Raw genomic sequence first — 23775 nt, 5'->3', positions numbered from 1 at the left:
ACCCTAGAATCTGGGTGCAGGAGCTGGACAATGAGAAAAGCCGAAGCGCCCTATCTAGCATTCGCAGGTACTAAAACTTTCTCAAACTAAAAAAGACAGCAGGAGCACTAAGGCTCCTGCTGTCTTTTGGTATTTAAATTACAAAGCTTAAGCCCATCAGTAAACTTGACAGCACCATGATGCCGATCATGGTATAGACGATAAACTTGCGGAAAGCTGCGTTTCTCATTAATGGAAAACTCCTTTATCAATCAAATCATTTTGTAAATCATAACATATTTCTGCTCCAAGTTGAAGAGGGGCGCCTATTGAATTCACAATATTCGCTAACAGCCTAGAGTTTTTGATGCTGAATCTGTACAATAAGAGAGAAGTCAAAAAAGGAAGTGAAAATAGGATGAAAAAAGTAGATCATATCGGAATCGCTGTGAAGGATCTGAATGCCGTCCTTCCTTACTACACAGACACACTTGGACTCCCGCTGCTGAAAATCGAGGAAGTGGAATCTCAGAAAGTGAGAGTTGCATTCATCGATGCCGGCAATGTCAAACTGGAATTGCTGGAACCAATGGATGAGCACGGTGCGATTTTTAAATTTTTGGAGAAAAAAGGCGAAGGCATCCATCATATCGCATTTGGAGTTGTCGACATCGAACAACGAATGGCAGAACTGCGTGAAAATGGGGTGCGTTTGTTGAGCGATAAGCCGAATCCTGGAGCAGGCGGAGCCATGGTTGCATTCTTGCATCCAAAATCATCGAACGGAGTATTATACGAACTTTGTGAAAAAGAGTGATTGGGAGTGGGAAAATGGATATTTACGAAAGAATAAATGAATTGTATGACCGCAAGCGCGAAATTGAACTTGGCGGTGGCGAAGAACGTATCGCCAAGCAGCATGAAAAAGGGAAATTGACCGCACGTGAACGAATTGATTTATTGCTTGATGAAGGGACATTTGTTGAACTGAGCCCATTTGTTGAACACCGCACCACAGATTTCGGCATGGCCAAAGGTCCTGGCGAAGGCGTTGTCACAGGATACGGAAAAGTGAACGGCCGCCCTATTTACTTGTTTTCACAGGATTTTACGGTTTTCGGTGGAGCTTTAGGTGAGATGCATGCCAAAAAAATTGCCAATGTCATGGATTTGGCGGCACGTAATGGTGCCCCATTCATCGGATTGAATGATTCAGGCGGTGCCCGTATCCAGGAAGGCGTTTTATCGCTAGATGGTTACGGCCAGATTTTTTACCGGAACTCCATTTATTCAGGCGTAATTCCGCAGATTTCCGTCATCATGGGACCTTCTGCAGGCGGCGCGGTTTATTCGCCGGCCATTACTGATTTTGTTTTCATGGTCGACAAGACGAGCCAAATGTTCATTACGGGACCCAAGGTTATTGAAACAGTAACAGGTGAAAAGATTTCCTCCGAAGATCTTGGGGGATCAAGAGTACATACAGCAATCAGTGGAAACGCCCATTTCCGTGGTGATTCAGAACAAAAAGTGCTTGAAATGGTGCGCCAGCTGATCAGCTACCTGCCACAGAACAACCAGGAAATGCCGCCGCGCCTGGAAAATGGAGGAGAAGACGATTACCGCCCTGATTTGGCGGATGTCGTACCTTATGAAGCGATCCGTCCTTATGATGTACGGAAAGTGGTTGAGCAAGTAGTCGATCAAGACAGTTTTATGGAAGTGCAGCCGGAATTCGCCCGCAATATCGTTGTCGGACTCGGCCGCATCAAAGGCGAAACAGTGGGCCTTGTCTGCAACCAGCCGAAAGTGATGGCAGGCGGACTTGACATTGATTCTTCCGATAAGGCTGCGCGTTTTATCCGCTTCTGTGATTCATTCAATATTCCATTGATCACTTTTGAGGATGTTACCGGCTTCTTCCCAGGCATCAAGCAAGAGCACGGCGGCATCATCCGTCACGGAGCAAAAATCTTATATGCTTATTCGGAAGCAACTGTGCCTAAAATGACTGTCATTTTAAGAAAAGCTTACGGTGGTGCCTATGTGGCATTGAACTCCAAATCCATCGGTGCTGATCTGGTGTATTCATGGCCAAATGCGGAAATTGCGGTAATGGGACCAAATGGAGCAGCCAATATCATTTTCGCCCGCGAAATCGCTGCAAGCGATAATCCGGAAGAAACACGGGCAGCTAAAATAGAGGAATACCGCGTGAAATTCGCTAACCCTTATGTGGCTGCAGCCCGCGGCATGGTCGATGACGTCATCGATCCGCGCGAAACCCGCATCAAACTGATTCAGGCATTGGAAATGATGCGCAACAAAAAAGATACACGGCCTGCAAAAAAACACGGCAATATGCCGCTTTAAGTATAGAAGAGGTGCTTTAAATGAATAACGAAAGACTGATGAACGAATTTCTGGAATTGCTGCAAATCGATTCCGAGACCAAAAATGAAGGCGAAATCGCCGCTGCTTTACAGACCAAATTGGAAGCGATGGGTTTCCATGTCGTGATTGATGAGTCGGCTGCAGTTACAGGGCACGGAGCGGGCAATATCATCGCGACGCTGCGTGGCAGCCTGAGCGAAATTCCTGCCATTTATTTCACTGTCCACATGGATACCGTCACTCCGGGAGTCGGCGTCAAGCCTGAAATCCGTGATGGCTATGTCTATTCAGATGGTACGACGATTCTCGGTGCTGACGACAAAGCGGGAATTGCCGCTTTGTTCGAAATGATCCGGGTGCTTCAAGAGCAGCAAATCGACCATGGGGATATTCAATTGGTGATTACTGCTGGAGAAGAAAGTGGATTGGTCGGAGCCAAGGAACTGGATTCCTCCCTGTTGATCGCGAAGTACGGCTATGCGGTAGACAGCGACGGCAAAGTGGGCGGAATCGTAACTGCCGCTCCGAACCAGGCGAAATTATGGACTACCATCCATGGGAAAACCGCGCATGCAGGTGTAGCGCCAGAAAAAGGCATTTCTGCCATCACTATCGCTGCAAAAGCCATCGCTAAAATGACGCTTGGCCGCATCGATGAAGAAACTACGGCCAATATCGGACATTTTGAAGGTGGAGGAGCCACCAACATCGTGTGTGACGAAGTCAATATTTTGTCGGAAGCGCGTTCGATCAGCGAAGACAAACTAGCGGCACAAACGACTCATATGGAGTCTGTTTTTGAACAGATTGCAGAAAGCCTGGGAGGACGTGCTGAAACAGAAGTCAAGTTGATGTACCCAGGCTTCCATTTTGATGATATGGATCCCGTCGTGGAAATCGCACAAAAGGCTGCTGCCAAAATCGGCCGTCCTTCACCGATTCTGACAAGCGGTGGCGGCAGTGATGCCAATATCTTCAATGGATTTGGCATTCCGACTGTCAATCTTTGTGTCGGATATGAAGAAATCCATACGAAAAATGAACGCATGCCGATCGAGGAACTGGAAAAGTTGACCGAATTGCTGGTTGAAATTGTCAAAGAATCAACTCGAAACTGAATAGGGAAGCATCTCAAAAAAGAGAGAACAGGATGTATGTAACGGGTTCCGTCTCCTATCGCAAAAGTTAAAAATGCGGTACGAATTGTAAGTAAAAATGTATAACAAATAACACCTCAATCTGTGAGAAATTCTGGTAATTCAGAACTTCTGTGGATGAGGTGTTTTTTCATTTTTGGGGTTATACTGGAACTAATAAAATTCCTAAGGAGTGGTTGTTTGAAATTCGAAGAAAGAAACGAGTTTGCTAAAAAAATCGCCGAAATAGATGCCGATAGAAAAAGATTAATTGCTTTAGTCACCGAACCTATCCGTGTTCCAGCACCGAAAATCGAAATTTCTAGCTTTAACCTGCCTAGCATCGATTTTTCTGTTTTCCAACCACCTATAATTGATTACCCACGTTTAGCTGCACAACTTAACCAAATTACTACTTTCAAAATTCCCGACATATCTTTTCCGAAGATTGAAATTCCTGAGATAGACTATGAAAGAATTGAAGAAATCACGAATGATAACTCTAAATTCGGTTGGACGTTAACTGGCGAAATGAGTTTAGGTGATTATCTGGAAGATGATATGATCGGGACTTCTCAGAAAGAAAAAGACGATTATTTTTACGAATACTACTCAAAGAACGATTGGAAGAACTTTGGCTATACGAAAAATCAAATAATCGAAAATATAGAACCAAGATGGCACGATTTAATCCAAGATTGCTTTGATAGTTTCGAAGACGATAAATATAAATTAGTGATCCCAACGCTCTTTACAATCATTGAGGGTGAAATGTCATTTGTGTTCGATTCACCATTAGGAAGCGGTCCGATAATTAAAATGATGGTAACCCAAGCAGAGAATGAAGAATCAAAGTTGAAGCAAATTTCATTATATTCTGTTGTGCATAGTATGACAGATGGGTTGTTCGGTTCTCTTAGTTTCGCTAAAGATAGAAACGACCTTGTAAATCGACATAGAGTGTTGCACGGCAGAGATGAACCGAAACATTGGCAAAAGGTAGATGCACTTCGGTTATTTAATGTCATTTCTTCTTTGCAATTTATTAAGGACTTATTAAATGAAAATAAAGAATAATCACGCGCTGCCTTCGGGTGGTGTTTTTTTATTTACATTTTTCTAACGTTTTTTAATTGTTTAGCTATTATTGTTTAAAATTGTTAAACTTTTATACATAGGTGGTTGATACGATGAAAAAAATTAATATTATATACGAAATCCTTATGTTTGTCCTTGTTATTATTTCTCTGTTTTTTGCCTTCTCTAACAATACGCAATTTCTTATCTACGACCGAATCATTTGGATAGTCTTTGTGATTGATTACGCAGTTCGTCTAATAAACTCCGAAAAAAAATGGGATTACATAAAGAAACATCCATTAGAACTGATTGCTATCATCCCGTTCGATTCTATTTTTAGAGCAGCACGTATTATTCGGTTGTTCCGCGTGATCCGCTTAATTGGTATAGGCTCACGCTATTTAACTCCCGTCTATAAATTATTAAGAACAAACGGCTTGGACAAATTGTTAATTGTTGCTCTGGTTCTTCTCTTTATCATTCCTATTCCAATCGTGCTTCTTGAACCTTCTATAAATACTTTTGCAGACGCTCTGTGGTGGGCTGTTGTTACAACAACAACGGTCGGTTATGGCGATATTTCTCCAGAAACACCTATTGGTCGGATACTTGCGGTAGTACTTATGTTAGTCGGAATTGGAATCATCGGTACATTAACTTCTGCGATTACAAGCTTTTTCAATAGAGAAGAAAAGATAACCCACGATAAACAATTTTTAGAAATACTAAAGTCGATTGAAGAAATTGAATCATTAACTAAAGAAGATATAGAAATAATAAATATGTATAGCAAGAGAAAAGAAAAAGAATCGTAGATTTACTAACGCTACCTTCGGGTGGCGTTTTTTCTTGTTCTTTTTCTGGCTTTCTCAATCCTGTTCATTATTATTAGTCAAAATTGTTAAACAATTATCTTTTTCAGAAGGGAGGTTTTTATGAAAAAAATAAATACAAATGATTTAAGAAAGTTAAAAAATACAGTTAATTTAACAAAAGATGAAAAAGAAAGACTACATTCTCTTTTTGATGATGTGACCCTAAACTTAAAAAATGATATGATACATTTCGGTTCAAAAACTCTTGCAAGAACAATTGAGTCTTTTTATTCTTATCAACTAAATATGTGGAAGAAAGAAAAAGAACACGATAAAGAACGAAAAAACACCTTGAAAATGAGAGAAAAAGGAATGACGGAAGAAAATATTGATAAATTAATTTTTGCAAAAAGAAAAACAAATGCTGTACAGTTCAAAGTCGGAGATGTTTATTTAATGAACTTCTTATTCACACCTGTAGGAGAAGTTTCTTTTATTCATCCAGCTTTAATTTTAGAAATAGTAAATAGCGGTCGCGTATTCGTTTTTCCAGCTACTTCTACAAAAGAATTTGTGGCACAGGCAAAAAAAGATATTAAGAACAATAAAGAAAGAAGCTCTTATTATCTATATGAATACATAGATAATAATGGTGTTAAAAAAGAAGCGGTATATGTATTAGATAATACAAAAACGGTGTCGATAGAAAGAATAATTAAAGATGGTTTTATTAGAAATCTTGAATTAGACTCTAAAATTTTTAATGAAATCCGAACAAAAGTCTTCCAGTTAAATTTTCCGAGATTTTTTAACGAATTAAATGAATTTTAAAAAAATTAATTTATTTTGTTGACTTTCAATTAAAACGAGGTAATATCTAAATAGAAATACGGGCGAAGGCCACAACAAAAACAGCAATGCAGGTTTTTTGGGCACTCATTAATTTGAGTGCTTTTTTGTTTTATGAAATATTGCAATAAGAAAATATGGGTATACACTAATCAAAAGGAGGTATCCAAAATGAACGAACACTAAGAATTCATAGGTTGGATCATCGAAGCATTAATAGATGAACATAAGCTATCGAAAGAAGATGCTGAACGCATATTTAATGAATCTGCAATTAACAGAGTCTTAGAAACGGATGAATCTTTCGTCTACCACTATCAACCCGAAGATTGGGCAGACTGGTTAATGGAAAGGAATGTTCAAGTTAAACAGGGATAAAGATATCGAAAATTATATCCACTGTGTTAAATTATATATGAACGGCAGATGCCTCATTTCCGATAGACTGGAAGTGATTTTTTTATGTCAAAAAACGCTACAATTAAGTAACGTTTTCATTCACTATCATTCTTGCAACTTCTCTGGTATATTTGCCTGTATTCTCCATAATACTGATTAACTTTTTCATTATCAATAAATCCTTTTTGAAAAGTTCTCTTTTGCCAGAGCCATTTTGACTGAATTGATAACCTTCACCTTCTAGTGTGTCTGCATATTTCCGAACACTTTTATTCGATACTCCGAGTATATAGGCTATTTCGTCTACCCTATAAAGTCTTCCAAAACCTTGCGTACAGAAACTTCCTTCTTCGCAAAACTTGCTCCTGATTAAAGAATTCTTGGTTTTTTCAGCGATTTTTTTATATAATTCAACTGTTGTCGTATAGTTATTCTCTTTTTTTAATCTATTATAATGATTGTTCATCATCTCTAATGCCAATCCATCTATTTGTCGATAAGAATAATAATTGTTAGACTTCACATTAAATACATAACCATTATTTTGAAGAATGACGATAAATTTTTTCATTCGGTAATCTGACATCGGCACTACTTTTCTAAATCTTTCTAGTTGTGTTTCGCCTACTATATTTTCAGCATTTAACGATTGCAGAGATTGTATATCATCATTATTTAAACTTTTTATTTCAAAACAATCGAACAAGAAGTCTTTAGGCTCTATTTGCCAACTTCTTAAAGGTAATCGAGCATTATTATATAGAGGTTGAAGCTTATCTATAAAAGCTCTTTCTATTACTTAGCACGTAAAACGATCTCCTAAAATACCAGCAAGTTCTATATAAAAAATTTCTTCGAACCAAATTTTATCATTTTTGTGTTCCTTAACTCTTCTTTGAACATCCTCAGCTATTCCAACGTACAACAATTCTTTATGAGCATTTTTGAACAAGTAAATATATTGTTTACTTACCAATCTCTTCACCACCCTTTAAATAGTTATATCCAATTTTGATATTTTGATAAGTAAAATCACCAAAAATAAAAGCCTAACCAAAGGAATGGTTAAGCTCTCGAAGTTTTAACGTTTATAAATAATGTCTTCCCAAGTATAAACTCGGTCGGAAATGCCTAAGCGCTGTGCAGGTGTCTTTTCATTCTTAATGATTTTACCGTCCGAATCACGTTTAACCTTACCCACTTGATACGTTTTGCAAAAGTTGTAATAGGTTCGAAGATTCGTAATGCTCATTTGTGCATATTTCGGATTGAGGTTTGAATAGATATAACTTTTTCCATCTCCACGGCTTGTGACCAACGGTCTTTCAAGGATTGAAATTGATCTTCTGATTTCTTGAAGAAACGTATTAACCGAATTGTCATTGGCTTTAACAATCAATTTAGCCAAGTGTTCTTCACTTAAATTAGAAGTATCGGTCAAAACATTAATGTACCTTGATCCTCGGTCCGCCATTGCAATTGGATGTTCAATTTTGTTGGGCTTATGAACATTATAAATTTGTCCGTTTGGAGCCACTTTGCTTTCGTAGAATTTATGCGATATTAGTTTCTCTCTCAAGTATTCAACTGCTTGTTGATATGCGGATTCATTTTGGTGGCCGTTTAGTTCAGCCCATTCTTGGAGATACTTGGCTGAATCAATGAACTCTTTGAAAGCATCTTCTCTGGATAATGTTTTATCGAAGTTGTTCACCAAATAGTGTGCCTGTCCATTTTTCATTTCCTCTGCGAAAATTCTTCTGATGGTTGCCTTTAAAATCTTATCATCGTCACTAACAAATCTCCATTTAGGTGTTTTAACCATTTGTTTGATTAAAAACATTTGTGCCATTGCGGTATAGGTGTGACTCACGTGAAGACCATCCACGTATTCTTTTCTTTTGGTCAATTCAACCATTTCACGGCTAAAATCAGCAGTAGCTTGATTGTCATTCGGTGTTGGTAGCTGCGGATAATGGGTATGTTGAGTGAATTTCCCGTTCTTCCGAAGTTCATCAGTTAAATGGTCGTCTTTGTAAATCTGCGTATCAAGTTCAATCTGATCAAATGTAATATCCCGGTCATAAGCAACATCGGCACGGAATACATACCTTGAATTCATATAGGTCGAGATAACAACTTGTGTTGGCAATTGTTTTTCATTGCCTCTTTTGAATTTAATCTTCTGACCCTTCTTTCGGACGTTGTTAAGAACATACATCATCATATCGGTGTTGATCCACATTCTTGGAAACACTTTTTTCTCAAATGCTTTTTCTCTGGTTTCCAAAAATTCCAGACAACAGCGATATAACCATTCCAGCTTTTCATAATATGTTGAACGTCCAATTTTTAAGACTTTACAGGTGCTTGTGACTGGAATGTGATGAATAATCATATCTGCATAAATAGGCAGAATATCGTTCCTCTTCTGATGATAGGAGGTCGTTTGAGCTTTGGTCGGAGAATGTTCGTGTATTTCTTACACGCCTTACACTGGACAATCTGAGCGTTTGAAGATGCTTTGCCACGCTTGTAAAAAGTCTTTGGTTCTGTGAAATAGGTTTCGTGATTGATACAGCCATCCTTATGAAATTCATACGCTGGGTCAAGTGGCACAACCGCATTGACTCTAATCAATCGTTCGATTTCGGTTGCTAATGACCAATTGGAATAAGCTTTGCTATTGCATTTCAAAGTTGGGATGCCGTTCGGGTCGGTAGGATCTGTGCTACAGATAACATTTCGTTCTTTGGTAGCACCTGAGATGGAATAGCGTTGGCTTTTGCCAATTCCATATTTCTTTTGTGGCTTCATATGGTTTTTACAAAATGGATTGGAACAAAAGTTTACTTGGATTTCGTGTGTTTTGCCTTTCCAAGTAAAATGAGTAGGTCTGTATGCAAATTTGACGTATTTTGTTTTCATTTTTTTGTCTGACAAGATGGGGTAATCGACATTCCGTTGTGTGAGTTCTGAGGAGGGGATGTTCGGTTCTACAAAACAGATAGAGTCAGTGAGATTTGCAAGACGTTTGATTTTAACCATCTCATAATCCCAACTCTCGCTTAACGCGTGTGTTGCTTCGTTTGCTATCGATATGCGTGATAAAGTCGTTGTCATTCAACAGATGGGGAAGAATTTCTTCCAATACCTGTGATTCCGTCAAGCCTGTGTAATCTGAGTAATGCTCTAAGATTTTACGTGCTTTCATAGACAATTTGAATTCTTTCTGTTCAGCATTCGGATACTTTGGTTCAATTTTCATTCGTTTCATCTCCCTTTTACTGGTAAATTTGTGTATGGCAATTTGCTAGGTAATTTGTCGCCTTACACTACTGATTGTAAGCTAACGAATTAGGGTGTCAATTACATTACAAAAAAGGTGATATTTGAATGGAAACCTTGATATAACAACAAAAAAAGACCAACAAATCAGCTTACAACTTGTCAGTCATATTGTTATACATTTTATATGTTTTGCGATAGGAAACGGAACCCGTTAGGATGTATGTTCTCTCTTTTTTTGATACACTGAAAGAAAACAGAAAGTAGAGCGATTGTCATGGCGAGCCGAGTTATTTTTCATATTGATATGAATAGTTTTTATGCCTCTGTCGAACAATCGCATAACCCCGAATTGAAAGGGAAAGCGATTGCCATAGCCGGAAATCCGAAGGAACGCAAAGGCATCATCGTCACTTGTTCCTACGAAGCCCGGGCGCACGGCATCTATACGACGATGCAGGTGCACGAAGCCAAGCGGAAATATCCCGAGCTCCTGCTCTTGCCTCCAAATTTCGAACGTTACCGGGCAGCCTCGAAGGCGATGTTTGAAATTTTGCGTTCCTACACGGATCAAGTGGAGCCGGTATCGATTGATGAAGGCTATGTAGATGTTACGGAACTTATGGAACAGCGGCATGCACTCGAGATTGCAGACGAAATCCAGCAGCGGCTGCTCGCTGAATTGGATCTTCCTTGTTCGATTGGCATCGCCCCCAATAAATTCCTTGCAAAAACAGCCTCCGATATGAAAAAACCGATGGGCGTAACCGTTCTACGAAAACGTGACATCCAGGCTTTGCTGTGGCCGAAACCGGTGATCGAGATGCACGGCATCGGCGAAAGTACGGCAGCCAGGCTGAAAAGCTTGAAAATTGACACCATCGGAGATTTGGCGACAGCAAACGAGGGCCTGATCAAGGAAAAAATGGGCAAAAATGGGGTCCGTCTGCAGGCGCGGGCCAATGGCATGGATGACCGCCTAGTGGATCCTGATTCCATCTACGACACAAAGAGTGTGGGTACGTCCACCACACTGCCGGTGGATGAAACGGATGAGCAGCAATTGAAGGTTTTATTTCGCCAGCTTAGTGAAAAAGTGGCCAACCGGTTGGAAGCGAAAGAACTGGCGGGTCCGACAGTCAGCATCCAGACCCGCAGCTCTGACTGGAAAAACAGGACCCGCAGTGTCACCTTGAACAATACAGTCTGGAAAGCGGAAGATATTCATCGGAATGCCTGGCAATTATTTATACGGCATTGGAACGGGGAGCCTCTTCGGCTGATCGGTGTGACCATCTCGAATGTTTCCGGTAAAGGTGACATGACGGAACAACTGTCAATCTTCAACTTCCAGGAACATGCCAAAGAAGAACCGATTCTTGATTTGATGGCCAAACTGGAGACGCGTTTCGGCAAAAGTGTTTTATCACGGGGGACTAAAATTAAAAAAACCAATTACGATTCCAAAACAAGCTTCAGCAAAGATTTTCTGGACGATCATGACCACGAGAGAAAGTAGGGAAAGCATGCAGTTATTATTTCTTGGCACCGGTGCCGGTATGCCGTCGAAACAACGCAATACATCGGCACTGGTATTGAAATTGCTCGAAGAGCGGGGGACTGTATGGTTATTTGATTGCGGGGAAGCAACGCAGCATCAGATCCTCCATACGACAGTAAAACCACGGAAAATCGAAAAGATCTTCATTACGCATATGCATGGTGACCATATTTTCGGTTTGCCGGGTCTTCTTGGCTCCCGTTCATTTCAAGGAGGGGATGAGCCTCTCGAAATTTACGGTCCTAAAGGGATCGAAGAATACATCGAAATGACTTTATCGCTCAGCCGCACCCATTTGACGTATTCGATCGTCTATCACGAACTGACAGAAGGAATATTGGTTGAAGACGATTCGATGACAGTCGAGACGCGGTTGCTGAATCATGTGATTCCATCGTATGGCTTCCGCATCATCCAAAAGCCGTTGCCTCCAAAATTGCTGATCAATAAGGCGCTGGCGCTCGGTGTTCCGAAAGGTCCGCTGCTTGCGAAGCTGAAGAACGGGGAAGATGTAGAAAACGAAACGGGTCAATTGGTCCGCAGCAAAGATGTCACAGAACCCGAAGAGCCGGGATTCATCGTCACGATTTTAGGCGACACCCGTTTTTGTGAGGCGGCTATAGAATTAGGGCGCGGCGCAGATGTACTGGTACACGAAGCGACATTTGATGGAACCGCTAAAAAAATGGCGGCAGAATATGGCCATTCTACGGTCTATGAAGCGGCGGAGACAGCTCGTCTAGCTGGTGCCAAAACGTTGATCATGAATCATATCAGTGCGCGTTTTCTGCCGGAGGACGACAAGCTGCTGCTGAAGCAGATGAAGGGAATTCACCCCCGCGGATTTATTGCGCATGATTTTTCGGAGTTCGAATGGTTGCAGCACGACAAAAAAATCAGGAAAAAACAGGTAAGCCATCCTTAAAAGATGGCTTTTTTTAGTAAATGTTAAAATTATTTATGGAAATAATAGAACATATGTTCCTTTTGTGATAAAATAAAGGTACAGCTGTATGAGGGCGGTTTGGCCATTCCCCAGGAAAGGGGGTGGTGACATGACCATTGCAGAATCATTCGGTCTCGTTTTTACGAGCATCGGGTTAACGATCAGCGCATTGACACTAGTCGTTTCCATGATTTTGGTCGTAAACAAAAAAAAATAACCGTCCCATGTGGCGTGGAATGACGGTTATTTTTTAAGCCTGTATTCCAGCCAACCGCTCTCGCGGCGGCATACAGCTGGCCGAATGCTCACGCATTCGGTTTTTTACGTTACCTTTAGTATACTAAATCTGAAGCATTTTGCAACCGCCTTATATCCACCCGCGTTTATAAGGTGCTGGAGCCGTTATATCAGCCTTAAGCTCTTTTGCTGCTGAATATGCCCAATAAGGATCCCGAAGCAATTCACGGGCAAGGAAGACCAAATCCGCACGGTCATTTTGGAGAATTTCCTCTGCCTGTAAGGGGCTGGTGATCAATCCGACCGCGCCAGTCGCTATCGGGGTCTGATGTTTGATGGTTTCGGCAAAAGGCACCTGATACCCAGGGAATACAGGGATCTTTGCAGGGACGACAGCACCGGAGCTGACATCGATCAAATCAACGCCTTGCTGTTTCATCCACCGGCACATTTCCACATAAAGTTCAGGTGTCATGCCGCCTTCACTATAATCATGTGCAGAGATTCTGACAAAGAGCGGACCTTCCCAAACTTTATTTACTGCCTCGATGATTTGGCTCAAAAAGCGATACCGGTTTTCGGAACTGCCGCCGTATTCATCGCTGCGCTGATTCGTTAATGGTGAAAGGAATTGGTTGATCAAATAGCCATGCGCCGCATGAATTTCGATTACATCGAATCCAGCTTTTTTGGCGCGCCGGGCACCATTTTTAAACGCCTCGACAGTTTCTTCAATCTCTTTCGAAGTCATTTCTTTGGGGGTTTTATAATTATCATCGAATGCGATGGCACTCGAGGATTGAATCTCGCCTTCGATTGTGGCTTTTCTTCCGGCATGGGCCAGCTGAATGCCGGTTTTGGCGCCATTCTGTTTCATCAGACGGACAATTTCCGTTTGACCACCGATGTGGCTGTCATTCCAGATGCCGAGGTCTCTTGTTGAAATACGGCCTTGAGGCTGAACAGCTGTCGCTTCAGTGATGATGAGGCCGACGCCGCCTACTGCCCGGGTCGGGTAGTGGATGCGATGCCAGTCAGTTACTTTACCGTCTTCGTGATCACTTTGGTACATGCACATTGGTGCCATGACGATGCGGTTCTTAAAAGTAGTTCCTTTAATCACATAAGGTTCAAATAGCTTTGCCATTGGACTTCCTCCTCCTATATACAACTAAAGATTATACAGAAGAACTTATTTGAATTCTTTTCCAAGCTCTTGCGAACGTTTGGAAGCTTCCGATACACACTCTCCAATGATTTCCTTGAAGTGATTTTTTTCCAACGAGTTAAGGCCGGCAGCGGTAGTGCCATTCGGGCTCGTCACTTTAATCCGCAATTCAGCAAAATCCTCCTGCTGCAACATCTCTGCTGCACCTGCGAAGGTTTGGCGCACCAATTTCTTGGCATCCGCTTTGGACAGGCCATTGGCGATTGCGGCTTCTGTCATCGCTTCTGCAAAATAATAGATATAAGCCGGACCACTTCCTGCAACGCCGGTAACAGCATGCAATTGTTCTTCTTCTACAACTGTTACACTGCCGATTGAAGATAAGAGATTCCGCAGTTCATGTTGTTGCTCCTTCGATACATGTTTGCTCCAGGCAACGCCTGTTGCCGACTTGCCAATTTTTGCAGATGTATTCGGCATCGCACGGGCTACCGGGAAATTCCCGACATGCCTTTGGATGGTATCAATCGATACGCCCGCAGCGACCGATACGATTACAGTATTGCCAGTCAGCTTGTCTTTGATGCCGCTGAGTGCAGCTTCGACATCTTTCGGTTTCATCGCCAGCAGGATAAAATTAGCGTCTTTCAGCTCGGTTTTTTCCTGGCAGACGATATTGACACCGTATTCATCACTTAAAAACTCCAATCGATCTTGATCCGATCGGTTCATCACTGAAATTTCTTCAGGCTTCATGATTCGTTTATTGATCCAGCCATGGATCATGGACTCGGCCATCGATCCGGCCCCTACACAGACTATTTTCATATAACTCACTCTCTTTCCTCAAAATAAAAAGCGCAATCATCCCTGTTTTTACAAGGACGAAAACGCTTTGTTTCCGCGGTACCACCTAAGTTTGCCGAAAAGGCACTACTCGATATCCATAACGCGGACAAACGGCCGTGTTTTCACGGCAGCTCAAAAGCAGGTTCCACCAAGGAGAGGGGGTGCGCATTTCAGCTAAAGCTGCACTCTCTTTACACCATCACTTCGTGTACTGATCTTTATCTTCGCTCACATATGTTAGTGAATTATAGCGGATAGACACCACTTTTGTCAAACGGCCTAAAGGAGTGACGGCATCCCGTTTTCCATGTATGATAGGTGAATAGTGATTCATTTAAAGGAGATGACTGAATTGACTTTACATAAGATTATTATTCCGACACCTTTTGCTGTTGGAGATGTCAACTCTTATTTAATCAAAGGCGATATGCTGACTTTGATCGATGCAGGTCCCAAAACACCTGAAGCTTGGCTGGCTCTCAAGGCAGGGCTCAAAGAGTTTGGTGCAGAACCGGGAGATGTAGAGCAGGTTGTGTTGACACACCATCATCCCGATCATGCTGGCTGGGTGGACGGCTTCGAAAACGCAAGATTATACGGACATCCGTATAACGATCCCTGGCTGCGCCGTGATCAGAATTTCTTCGATTACCACGATGCGTTCTATTTGGAGCGGTTAAAGGAAGAGGGAGTACCGGGAGACTTGGAATTTTGGGTCAAAAAGATGAAACGTCCCTTGAACCTGATGGGCAGCCGTCCTCTCGACATGTCCATCAATGAAGGTGATACGCTGCCAGGCCATCCCGAATGGGAAGTTCTCGAAACGCTGGGGCATGCACAAAGTCATTTGTCTTTTTGGAATAAAGAAACGCGTGAAATGATCGGTGGCGACCACGTCATTGCCGCGGTATCATCCAATCCACTGATTGAGCCGCCGCTCGATCGGGCGCAGGGACGTCCGAAATCGCTGCTTCAATACAATGCTTCACTCGGCCGTTTATTGAAAATGCCGGTGGACGTGATCTACAGTGGACATGGAGAAGAAGTCCGCAATGTCGATGAGTTGATTACAGCACGGCTTGCCAAACAGCACCAGCGGGCCATGAAAGCACTTGGCATAATCAGCGAAGAAGAATGTACAGTTTATGAACTGACAAAAGAATTGTTTGCTCATGCCTACGAAAAGGAACTGGGCCTGACCTTGTCGGAAACAATCGGCCAAATCGACTATCTGCTGGAGGATGGCCTAATCATTGAACGAATGGGTGAAGAAGGCATCTTCTACTATAGTAAGGTGTAAAAGAAGCTTCATTTAAAGAGAGGATCATTTCCAGTGAAGACCTAGAAGAAAAAAGGCGTTGCCGCTTTCTGCGGACACGCCTTTTTGATGCTCCGATCCAAGCTTCAAGGCTGATAATTGCAACTATTCTTTATAACAGGTAAAATTGTAACATCAATGTTTACACATCACGAATCTACAGGAAAAGGAATGGGTCGTTTTGAAAAAATGGAGTTTATTTTTAGCCGGTATCCTGCTGCTTGCAGCGTGTTCTAATGAAGAAACTGAACCTGCTGAATCAGAGAAAGAGGATAAGACCGAGATGGCGGTCGAACAGAAGAGCATGACAGAAGAAGGATTCATCACACAAGTCAGTGGAGAAGACATTCTGGTCAACAATATTTACTTCACCATTCCTGAAGATGTCGACGTGCAATTCAGCGACGGCGCAGAAACGACCGACGGGGTGGTCCGCGACATCCGTACAGGCATGAAAGTCAGCATGGATTACCAGGGGCCGCTTGCTGAATCTTTTCCGATGCAAGGAGAAGCGGAAACCATCACGATCCTGACAGATGAGGATTCCGTCAAACAATCAGAGGCACTTGAAGCATTCATCAATCAAGAGCAATTATCAAGGTTGATCATGATGGGACAGCCGATTATCCGTGATAACGAAATCGGTTTCCTGTTCAGCAACATGGAAACAGGGGAAATGTCCGAAGTTCGGATTGACCTTGATACTCATGAATATACAATTGGCGGGGAACAAAGCGAATGATGAAAAGGAAAAGCGGCTATAGCTGCTTTTTTTCATGAAAAATTATGGTTGTATCTCTTGCACTCGGCAAAAATCCATGATATAGTTTGTATATTCATTTCAAACATTGCATAAAAATACATTGGAGGTTTTCATATTGAATAAAAAGATTGTACTCGCATACTCAGGTGGATTAGATACATCGGTGGCCATTCCGTGGCTGAAAGGACAAGGCTACGACGTCGTTGCTGTATGCCTGGATATCGGGGAAGGCAAGGATTTGGACTTCATCAAACAAAAAGCGCTTCAAGTTGGAGCGGTTGAAAGTTATATGATCGATGCAAGAGACGAATTTGCGGATGAATATGCATTGATTTCACTGCAGGCGCATACTTTATATGAAGGCAAATATCCATTGGTATCCGCCTTGTCTCGTCCATTGATTTCGAAAAAACTGGTTGAAATCGCTGAAGCGACCAACTCTACTGCTGTAGCACACGGCTGCACAGGAAAAGGCAACGACCAGGTGCGTTTTGAAGTTTCCATCAAATCATTGAATCCGAACCTAGAAGTGGTAGCGCCGGTGCGTGCTTGGGCTTGGTCACGTGATGAGGAAATCGCTTATGCGAAAGAACATAATATTCCAATTCCTGTGAATTTGGACAGCCCGTTCTCCATCGACCAAAACTTATGGGGCCGTGCAAACGAGTGTGGCGTTCTGGAAGATCCATGGGCTACACCGCCGGAAGAAGCGTATGATATTACGGCTGCGCTTGAAGATACTCCGAATACTCCGGATGTTGTTGAAATCGAGTTCGTCAATGGTGTTCCAACTCAATTGAATGGTGTTTCGTACTCATTCTCTAAATTGATCCTTGAATTGAATGAAATCGCCGGCAAACACGGTGTGGGAAGAATTGACCATATCGAAAACAGACTGGTCGGCATCAAATCACGTGAAATCTATGAAGCTCCTGCGGCAATGACGTTGATTGCAGCGCATAAAGAATTGGAAGATATCACATTGGTTAAAGAAATGGCCCATTTCAAGCCGGTCATCGAAAAGAAATTGACAGAATTGATCTATGAAGGTCTTTGGTTCTCTCCATTGCGTGTAGCACTGGAAGCTTTCCTGAAAGAAACACAGGCTTTCGTCAATGGAACCGTACGTGTAAAACTGTTTAAAGGACATGCCATCATTGAAGGGCGTAAGTCACCAAACTCACTTTACAGCGAGCAATTGGCCACTTATTCTACGGATGATACGTTCAACCACGAATCTGCAGTCGGCTTTATCGAATTATGGGGCCTTCCGACAGTCGTCAACTCAATGGTCAACAAGAAAGAAGTTGCAGTTCCAGAAGACTTGAAAGAGAAGGTGAAATCATGACCAAACTGTGGGGCGGCCGTTTTCAAAAATCGGCCGAACAGTGGGTCGATGAATTCGGTGCTTCAATTTCCTACGATCAAAAATTGGTGATGGAGGATCTGGAAGGCAGCTCAGCGCATGTAAAAATGCTGGCGGCCTGCCAGATTCTTTCTGAAGAAGATGCGGAGCTGATCCTATCCGGTCTTGCGACGCTGAAACAGAAAGCACAAGACGGCGATTTGAAGTTCAGTGTATCGAATGAAGACATCCACTTAAACTTGGAAAAGCATTTAATCGATGAAATCGGTCCTGTCGGCGGCAAACTGCATACAGCCAGAAGCCGTAATGACCAGGTAGCGACCGATATGCATCTGTATCTGAAAAACCGTGTCCAGGAGATCATCGAAGCCATCACGGCTTTCCAGGACGCCATCGTCACACAGGCGGAATCGCATGTGGAAACGATTGTTCCTGGCTATACGCATCTGCAGCGTGCCCAGCCCATTTCATTCGGCCATCATTTGATGACGTATTTCTGGATGCTGCAGCGCGACAAGGAACGATTGACGGAATCGGTAAAACGCATCGATATCTCCCCGCTTGGAGCGGGAGCGATGTCGGGTACGACCTTCCCGATCGACCGTGAAATGTCAGCTGAGCTGTTAGGCTTTTCAGCTGTCTATCAAAATAGCCTGGATGCTGTCAGCGACCGTGATTTCATCCTTGAATTTCTCAGCAATTCGTCCATGTTGATGATGCACCTTTCCCGTTTTGCCGAAGAAATCATCCTTTGGTCGAGCGAAGAGTTCCGTTTCATCGAACTGGATGATACCTTCTCAACTGGTTCAAGCATCATGCCGCAGAAAAAAAATCCGGATATGGCAGAATTGATCCGTGGCAAGACCGGACGTGTCTATGGCAATCTATTCGGCTTGCTGACGACATTGAAAGGCCTTCCGTTGGCCTACAATAAGGATATGCAGGAAGACAAGGAAGGGATGTTCGATACGGTCCATACATTGATGGGCTCCTTGCCGATCTTCGAAGGTATGATCCGCACCATGAATGTTCGCACGGATTCCATGGAAAAAGCCGTACATTCGGATTTCTCCAATGCGACGGAATTAGCGGATTATCTGGCTGCCAAAGGCATGCCGTTCCGCGAAGCTCATGATGTGACGGGAAAACTGGTTTTTACCTGCATCCAACGCGGTTATTTCCTGAAAGACTTACCGCTCGCTGATTTAAAGGAAGCGAGTCCACTGATCGATGAAGACATTTACAATACGTTGATGCCGAGAACGGCAGTAGAGAGAAGAAACTCACTGGGCGGCACAGGTTTTGAACAAGTACATCATCAATTGGGACTTGCCAAGCAACTCATCGGGTAAAAAGTCCATCTCTATAAAGCCGTCGGCGGTTGGTACCCGCTTTCGGTCAATAAAAGCCAATTTTCCTAGTCCCCTATGGAAAATTGGTTTTTATTTTTTTGTCTTTTTTTGAGAATGAGACCGCTGCGGTGATTCTGAATTTACCCTTCATGGCGATTTCAGCCGTAAGACTGATTTATTTTACAAATCGAACTATTGTCTTTCCAATAGTTGGCAGGTTTTGCTAAAATAAATTGAGATGAATCGGACACGCCAGAAGATAAAAAAAGATTTAGTATTTTAACACTCATACGTGCAGTGCGGAAAGCAAGAAGGCAAAAACTTAAATCAGCAAGGGGTAAGATGCAATGCGTGTATTTTGGGAATTGGGCTGGTTTTTTAAGGAACGGAAAAAGCAATATGCCATAGGGATTTTTTTATTGCTCATTGTGGCATTTTTAGGGGTTTTGCCTCCGCGCATCATTGGATTTGTAGTGGACCGCATCAGCCAAGGTACTTTGACACCAGCCTACCTGCTGCAATGGCTGGCAATTTTAGCAGGGGCAGCTTTAGCGATGTATGCCCTTAGATACATGTGGCGGCTGCTGATATTCGGTTCATCCATTATTTTGGCGCGGAATCTGAGAGAGCGGCTGTTTCAGCATTTCACCCAAATGTCCCCGGCTTTCTATCAAAAACGGCGTGTCGGAGATTTGATGGCCCATGCGACCAATGATCTGCAGGCGGTTCAGCAAACGGCCGGGGCAGGTGTATTGACGTTGGTCGATTCGATTGCGACGGGAGGATTTGTCATCGCAGCCATGACCATCACCATCGATTGGAAATTGACGTTGATCGTGCTGTTGCCGATGCCCTTGATGGCCTTTCTGACTAATTATTACGGGAAATTGATGCACCAGCGTTTTCATGGAGCACAACAGGCTTTTTCCGGACTGAACGACAAGACGCAGGAAAGCATTTCAGGAATGAAGGTCATCAAGACGTTCGGCCAGGAACAGCAGGATATTGAGGATTTCACTAGGCTTTCAGAACGTGTTGTCGATGAAAATATCCGGGTGGCGCGCGTCGATTCGCTGTTTGATCCGACGATTTCCGCAATCATCGGGATCTGCTATTTCCTGACCATCAGCTTTGGTTCTTATTTTGTGGTGAACGGTGATATGACTATCGGCGATCTGGTCGCTTTTACTGCCTATCTTGGCCTTTTGGTTTGGCCGATGCTGGCGTTCGGCTGGCTCTTCAATATCGTGGAACGCGGCCGGGCTTCCTATGACCGCATCCGTGCGCTGTTGGCGGAACCGATCGACATCGATGACCGTGAAGATGCCATCGATGAGGATCCGGCTGGCGATCTGATCTTTTCGTTGGAGCAATTCAAATTTACAGGTGATGACCGGGCAGCGCTTCGGCATGTTCATTTTACGCTTAGACAGGGTGAAACATTGGGCATTGCCGGCAAGACGGGTTCTGGAAAATCAACCATACTGCGTTTGCTGCTGCGCGAGTTCGAAAACTATAGCGGATCCATTGTATTTGGCGGCCATTCCATCGATGCCTATAAAAAGCAGCGTTTGCGGCAGGCGATCGGCTATGTGCCTCAGGATCATTTTTTGTTTTCAACAAGCATTGCCGGCAATATCGCCTTTGCACGGCCGGATGCACAATTGCATGAAGTCGAGAATGCGGCTCTATTGGCACATATCCACGAAGACATCAGCAACTTTACCGAAGGCTATGCCACGGTAGTTGGAGAGCGCGGCGTCTCCTTGTCCGGAGGCCAGAAGCAGCGGATTTCGATTGCGCGGGCATTGATGACAGATCCTGAATTGCTGATTTTGGATGATTCTCTGTCTGCAGTGGATGCCAAGACGGAAGAAGCCATACTGAAATCGTTGAAACAGACGCGGGCAGGGAAATCCACCATCATCACCTCGCACCGGTTGAGTGCCATCCAGCATGCGCATCAGATACTGGTGATGGATGAGGGGACGGTTGCGGAAATCGGTTCGCATGAAGAACTGATGCGGAAAAAAGGACGTTATTACGAAATGTATGAGCTGCAGCAACTGGAAGCGCTTGTCGAACAAGGAGGCGAGGTGTAATGCTGGCCAAAGAAACCGAAAAACAACAGGAGCTGACCGGCCGGGATCAATGGATCGTCTTCAAGCGCCTATTAAAATACTTGGCACCGCATAAAAAAATGCTGGCATTGGCTATGGGGCTACTGATTTTGACTGTATTCGGGGATGTACTGGGACCATTGCTCATAAAAATTTTCATCGATGACTACTTGACTCCTGGAACCTTTCCCACTGGACCGATTGTTGGATTAGCAGCCGCTTACTTATTTATTCAAACTTCCAATGTCATCATCAGTTATTTTCAGATGCTGAAGTTTCAGGAAGTCGCATTGAAGATCATCCAGCAGCTGCGGATCGATGTTTTTACAAAAGTGCACGGACTCGGCATGCGCTATTTCGATAAGACCCCTGCAGGAGGCATCGTGTCGCGAGTCACCAATGACACCGAAGCGATCAAGGAAATGTTCGTCACCGTCCTGATCGGCTTTATCCAAAGTGCATTCCTGATTGTCGGCGTCTATATCGCCATGTTCTTCCTCAATGTCCGGCTGGCGCTCATCACGTTGGCCTTGCTGCCGATACTTGGGTGGATCATCTATCTTTACCGCAAATACAGCTCGGTATTTTACCAGGATCTGCGGGAGCGCCTGGGGCAGCTGAACGCCAAATTATCCGAATCGGTCCAGGGCATGGGCATGATCCAGGCTTTTGGCCAGGAAACGCGCCTCAAGGATGAGTTTAATAAAATCAATGACAAGCATTGGCAGGCGGGCAAGCGCAACATCAAAATCGACGGCTTGCTGCTGCGTCCCGCAATCGATCTTGTCTATGCGTTGGCGCTGATTATGTTGCTGAGCTATTTTGGCATCACTTCGTTTTCGAATACTGTGGAAGTCGGCGTCATTTATGTATTCGTCACTTATATCGACCGCTTTTTTGAGCCGATCAATCAAGTGATGCAGCGGCTGTCGATATTTCAACAGGCCATTGTCGCTGCATCGCGCGTTTTCCTGCTCTTGGATGAACAAGAGAAAACACCAAGACAGGAAGAGGTGGCGTTAAAGATCAAAGATGGGAAAATCGAGTTTCGGAATGTCAGTTTTTCCTATGACGGGCATGCCGATGTCTTAAAGAATATATCCTTTACGGCGTTGCCGGGACAGACTGTAGCACTTGTCGGCCACACTGGCAGCGGAAAAAGTTCCATCATCAATTTATTGATGCGCTTCTATGAATTCAACAGAGGCGAAATCCTGATAGATGACGTGTCGGTGAAACAATATCGAACTGCCGAATTGCGCAGGAAAATGGGGTTGGTGCTGCAGGATCCATTCCTGTTTTATGGAACGATTGAGAGCAACATCCGGCTTTACGATCAGTCAATTACGGAGATGGAAATACGGGAAGCGGCGGAATTTGTGCAAGCGAATCGTTTCATCGAAGCTTTGCCGGAAGGCTATAGCCAGAAAGTCACTGAACGGGGATCGACTTTTTCAAGCGGACAGCGCCAATTGGTGGCATTCGCTCGTACGATGGCGACGGATCCGAAGATTTTGGTGCTTGATGAAGCCACGGCAAACATCGATACAGAAACGGAAGTGGCGATCCAAGGGAGCCTCGAACGTATGCGGCGCGGAAGGACGACCATAGCGATTGCGCACAGGCTCAGTACGATTCAAGATGCTGAACTGATACTTGTGCTGCATCAAGGCGAAATCGTCGAGCGCGGATCGCATCAACAATTGCTTCAGCAGCGCGGGTTATACCATAAAATGTATCTTTTGCAAAACAGTATTGTGGAATAAAAACAATGGACGGCTCTGGCCGTTCTTTTTTTATGGAAAAAGAATCGTTAAAAAGAGGGAAACGCTTGTTTTCATTTACTATGTAGTAAACTACAAAAGGTTTTCGGATAAAAATCAAAACCGTCAACAAGAAAAATCAATACTAGCTAAAAGAAGCAAGAAAAATTCCCTAATTAAACGGAAGATTTTTGAGGGAGCAGATAGGCAGGGCTATTATTTCAAGGAACAAAAAAGAGTTGAGAGCAGCAAAAAGAAGATGGAAACTGCCGGTCCAATCAGTTCAGCAATCAAACGGCTGTTATTTTGTCCACAAAGATTTCACAGGCGCAGAGGCAGTGTTTCCACTGGAAATTTGGTAAGATGGGAAGAGCACAGGAAGGAGAATACCC

At 43.4% G+C, this 23775-nt stretch carries 22 protein-coding genes; 14 read left to right on the top strand and 8 right to left on the bottom strand.

What is annotated here, in order from left to right:
- Nucleotides 1-133 precede the first annotated feature (133 nt).
- The gene (prli42, locus tag K8U60_RS12090; RefSeq protein ID WP_223639336.1) at nt 134-229 is read right to left on the bottom strand and encodes a stressosome-associated protein Prli42; all 96 of its coding nucleotides are present in this window, start codon (nt 227-229) and stop codon (nt 134-136) included.
- Nucleotides 230-397: 168 nt separating this feature from the next.
- On the opposite strand from prli42, the gene mce reads away from it, so the two are divergent.
- The 6 genes from mce (at nt 398) to K8U60_RS12060 (ending at nt 6235) form a co-directional block, all read left to right on the top strand.
- Complete coding sequence (gene mce, locus K8U60_RS12085) at nt 398-796, top strand: methylmalonyl-CoA epimerase (RefSeq protein WP_223639333.1); 399 nt, start codon at nt 398-400, stop codon at nt 794-796.
- 14 nt (nt 797-810) lie between these two features.
- Entirely contained in the window at nt 811-2352 is a 1542-nt protein-coding gene (locus K8U60_RS12080) for an acyl-CoA carboxylase subunit beta (RefSeq protein WP_223639330.1), read from the top strand.
- A gap of 20 nt (nt 2353-2372) precedes the next feature.
- Nucleotides 2373-3491: a M20/M25/M40 family metallo-hydrolase gene (locus K8U60_RS12075; protein ID WP_223639327.1), complete on the top strand. Its 1119-nt coding sequence runs from the start codon at nt 2373-2375 to the stop codon at nt 3489-3491.
- A gap of 219 nt (nt 3492-3710) precedes the next feature.
- Nucleotides 3711-4586, top strand: coding sequence for a hypothetical protein (locus K8U60_RS12070; protein WP_223639324.1), 876 nt, complete (start codon nt 3711-3713; stop codon nt 4584-4586).
- 113 nt (nt 4587-4699) lie between these two features.
- Nucleotides 4700-5404 (top strand): potassium channel family protein, encoded by a 705-nt coding sequence (locus K8U60_RS12065; RefSeq protein ID WP_223639321.1) that lies wholly within the window; start codon nt 4700-4702, stop codon nt 5402-5404.
- A gap of 120 nt (nt 5405-5524) precedes the next feature.
- Nucleotides 5525-6235, top strand: coding sequence for a hypothetical protein (locus tag K8U60_RS12060; protein WP_223639318.1), 711 nt, complete (start codon nt 5525-5527; stop codon nt 6233-6235).
- A 499-nt stretch (nt 6236-6734) separates the two neighbouring features.
- On the opposite strand, the gene K8U60_RS12055 is transcribed toward K8U60_RS12060, so the two are convergent.
- From K8U60_RS12055 to K8U60_RS12035, 5 genes are all read right to left on the bottom strand, one after another.
- The gene (locus K8U60_RS12055) at nt 6735-7358 is read right to left on the bottom strand and encodes a GntR family transcriptional regulator (protein ID WP_223639315.1); all 624 of its coding nucleotides are present in this window, start codon (nt 7356-7358) and stop codon (nt 6735-6737) included.
- A gap of 93 nt (nt 7359-7451) precedes the next feature.
- On the bottom strand, nt 7452-7637 hold the full coding sequence (locus tag K8U60_RS19185; RefSeq protein WP_223639312.1) for a GIY-YIG nuclease family protein: 186 nt from the start codon (nt 7635-7637) through the stop codon (nt 7452-7454).
- A 96-nt stretch (nt 7638-7733) separates the two neighbouring features.
- Complete coding sequence (locus K8U60_RS12045) at nt 7734-9050, bottom strand: insertion element protein (RefSeq protein ID WP_223639309.1); 1317 nt, start codon at nt 9048-9050, stop codon at nt 7734-7736.
- Nucleotides 9047-9700, bottom strand: coding sequence for a hypothetical protein (locus K8U60_RS12040; protein ID WP_223639306.1), 654 nt, complete (start codon nt 9698-9700; stop codon nt 9047-9049). The genes K8U60_RS12045 and K8U60_RS12040 overlap by 4 nt, the downstream gene beginning before the upstream one ends.
- A 1-nt stretch (nt 9701) precedes the next feature.
- Nucleotides 9702-9920, bottom strand: a complete 219-nt coding sequence (locus K8U60_RS12035) for a hypothetical protein (protein ID WP_223639303.1) — start codon at nt 9918-9920, stop codon at nt 9702-9704.
- A 297-nt stretch (nt 9921-10217) separates the two neighbouring features.
- Between K8U60_RS12035 and K8U60_RS12030 the strand changes: the two genes are divergently transcribed.
- Together K8U60_RS12030 and rnz are read left to right on the top strand one after the other, a co-directional pair.
- Nucleotides 10218-11459 carry a DNA polymerase IV gene (locus K8U60_RS12030; RefSeq protein WP_223639300.1) on the top strand — a complete coding sequence of 414 codons (1242 nt, stop codon included), beginning with the start codon at nt 10218-10220 and terminating at the stop codon, nt 11457-11459.
- Nucleotides 11460-11466: 7 nt separating this feature from the next.
- The gene (rnz, locus tag K8U60_RS12025) at nt 11467-12426 is read left to right on the top strand and encodes a ribonuclease Z (RefSeq protein ID WP_223639297.1); all 960 of its coding nucleotides are present in this window, start codon (nt 11467-11469) and stop codon (nt 12424-12426) included.
- A gap of 388 nt (nt 12427-12814) precedes the next feature.
- Here the strand turns inward: rnz and namA are convergent, their stop codons facing one another.
- Nucleotides 12815-13831 (bottom strand): NADPH dehydrogenase NamA, encoded by a 1017-nt coding sequence (gene namA, locus K8U60_RS12020; protein WP_223639294.1) that lies wholly within the window; start codon nt 13829-13831, stop codon nt 12815-12817.
- Nucleotides 13832-13876: 45 nt separating this feature from the next.
- The gene (proC, locus tag K8U60_RS12015; protein ID WP_223639291.1) at nt 13877-14680 is read right to left on the bottom strand and encodes a pyrroline-5-carboxylate reductase; all 804 of its coding nucleotides are present in this window, start codon (nt 14678-14680) and stop codon (nt 13877-13879) included.
- 373 nt (nt 14681-15053) lie between these two features.
- On the opposite strand from proC, the gene K8U60_RS12010 reads away from it, so the two are divergent.
- The 6 genes from K8U60_RS12010 (at nt 15054) to K8U60_RS11985 (ending at nt 23386) form a co-directional block, all read left to right on the top strand.
- Nucleotides 15054-16001 (top strand): MBL fold metallo-hydrolase, encoded by a 948-nt coding sequence (locus K8U60_RS12010; RefSeq protein ID WP_223639288.1) that lies wholly within the window; start codon nt 15054-15056, stop codon nt 15999-16001.
- A 199-nt stretch (nt 16002-16200) separates the two neighbouring features.
- Nucleotides 16201-16761, top strand: coding sequence for a DUF3221 domain-containing protein (locus K8U60_RS12005; RefSeq protein ID WP_223639285.1), 561 nt, complete (start codon nt 16201-16203; stop codon nt 16759-16761).
- Nucleotides 16762-16894: 133 nt separating this feature from the next.
- Nucleotides 16895-18130: an argininosuccinate synthase gene (locus K8U60_RS12000; protein ID WP_223639395.1), complete on the top strand. Its 1236-nt coding sequence runs from the start codon at nt 16895-16897 to the stop codon at nt 18128-18130.
- Entirely contained in the window at nt 18127-19500 is a 1374-nt protein-coding gene (gene argH / locus K8U60_RS11995; RefSeq protein ID WP_223639282.1) for an argininosuccinate lyase, read from the top strand. Before K8U60_RS12000 ends, argH begins: the two co-directional genes overlap by 4 nt.
- A 347-nt stretch (nt 19501-19847) precedes the next feature.
- Entirely contained in the window at nt 19848-21602 is a 1755-nt protein-coding gene (locus K8U60_RS11990; RefSeq protein WP_223639279.1) for an ABC transporter transmembrane domain-containing protein, read from the top strand.
- The gene (locus K8U60_RS11985; RefSeq protein WP_223639275.1) at nt 21602-23386 is read left to right on the top strand and encodes an ABC transporter ATP-binding protein; all 1785 of its coding nucleotides are present in this window, start codon (nt 21602-21604) and stop codon (nt 23384-23386) included. The genes K8U60_RS11990 and K8U60_RS11985 overlap by 1 nt, the downstream gene beginning before the upstream one ends.
- Nucleotides 23387-23775: the final 389 nt, after the last annotated feature.

The organism is Planococcus circulans (genome assembly GCF_020023385.1).
GTDB lineage: Bacteria > Bacillota > Bacilli > Bacillales_A > Planococcaceae > Planococcus.
The sequence above is the reverse complement of the archived record's forward strand: the minus strand, read 5'-3'. Positions and strand labels throughout refer to the sequence as shown.

What these genes read in the sequence shown, in the direction of transcription:
- K8U60_RS12080 (WP_223639330.1), top strand. Translation starts at nt 811, where the DNA reads ATGGATATTTACGAAAGAATAAATGAATTGTATGACCGCAAGCGCGAA.
- mce (WP_223639333.1), top strand. Translation starts at nt 398, where the DNA reads ATGAAAAAAGTAGATCATATCGGAATCGCTGTGAAGGATCTGAATGCC.
- rnz (WP_223639297.1), top strand. Translation starts at nt 11,467, where the DNA reads ATGCAGTTATTATTTCTTGGCACCGGTGCCGGTATGCCGTCGAAACAA.
- K8U60_RS11985 (WP_223639275.1), top strand. Translation starts at nt 21,602, where the DNA reads ATGCTGGCCAAAGAAACCGAAAAACAACAGGAGCTGACCGGCCGGGAT.
- argH (WP_223639282.1), top strand. Translation starts at nt 18,127, where the DNA reads ATGACCAAACTGTGGGGCGGCCGTTTTCAAAAATCGGCCGAACAGTGG.
- K8U60_RS11990 (WP_223639279.1), top strand. Translation starts at nt 19,848, where the DNA reads ATGCGTGTATTTTGGGAATTGGGCTGGTTTTTTAAGGAACGGAAAAAG.
- K8U60_RS12030 (WP_223639300.1), top strand. Translation starts at nt 10,218, where the DNA reads ATGGCGAGCCGAGTTATTTTTCATATTGATATGAATAGTTTTTATGCC.
- K8U60_RS12035 (WP_223639303.1), bottom strand. Translation starts at nt 9,920, where the DNA reads ATGAAAATTGAACCAAAGTATCCGAATGCTGAACAGAAAGAATTCAAA.
- K8U60_RS12075 (WP_223639327.1), top strand. Translation starts at nt 2,373, where the DNA reads ATGAATAACGAAAGACTGATGAACGAATTTCTGGAATTGCTGCAAATC.
- K8U60_RS12065 (WP_223639321.1), top strand. Translation starts at nt 4,700, where the DNA reads ATGAAAAAAATTAATATTATATACGAAATCCTTATGTTTGTCCTTGTT.
- namA (WP_223639294.1), bottom strand. Translation starts at nt 13,831, where the DNA reads ATGGCAAAGCTATTTGAACCTTATGTGATTAAAGGAACTACTTTTAAG.
- proC (WP_223639291.1), bottom strand. Translation starts at nt 14,680, where the DNA reads ATGAAAATAGTCTGTGTAGGGGCCGGATCGATGGCCGAGTCCATGATC.
- prli42 (WP_223639336.1), bottom strand. Translation starts at nt 229, where the DNA reads ATGAGAAACGCAGCTTTCCGCAAGTTTATCGTCTATACCATGATCGGC.
- K8U60_RS12040 (WP_223639306.1), bottom strand. Translation starts at nt 9,700, where the DNA reads ATGGTTAAAATCAAACGTCTTGCAAATCTCACTGACTCTATCTGTTTT.
- K8U60_RS12045 (WP_223639309.1), bottom strand. Translation starts at nt 9,050, where the DNA reads ATGATTATTCATCACATTCCAGTCACAAGCACCTGTAAAGTCTTAAAA.
- K8U60_RS12060 (WP_223639318.1), top strand. Translation starts at nt 5,525, where the DNA reads ATGAAAAAAATAAATACAAATGATTTAAGAAAGTTAAAAAATACAGTT.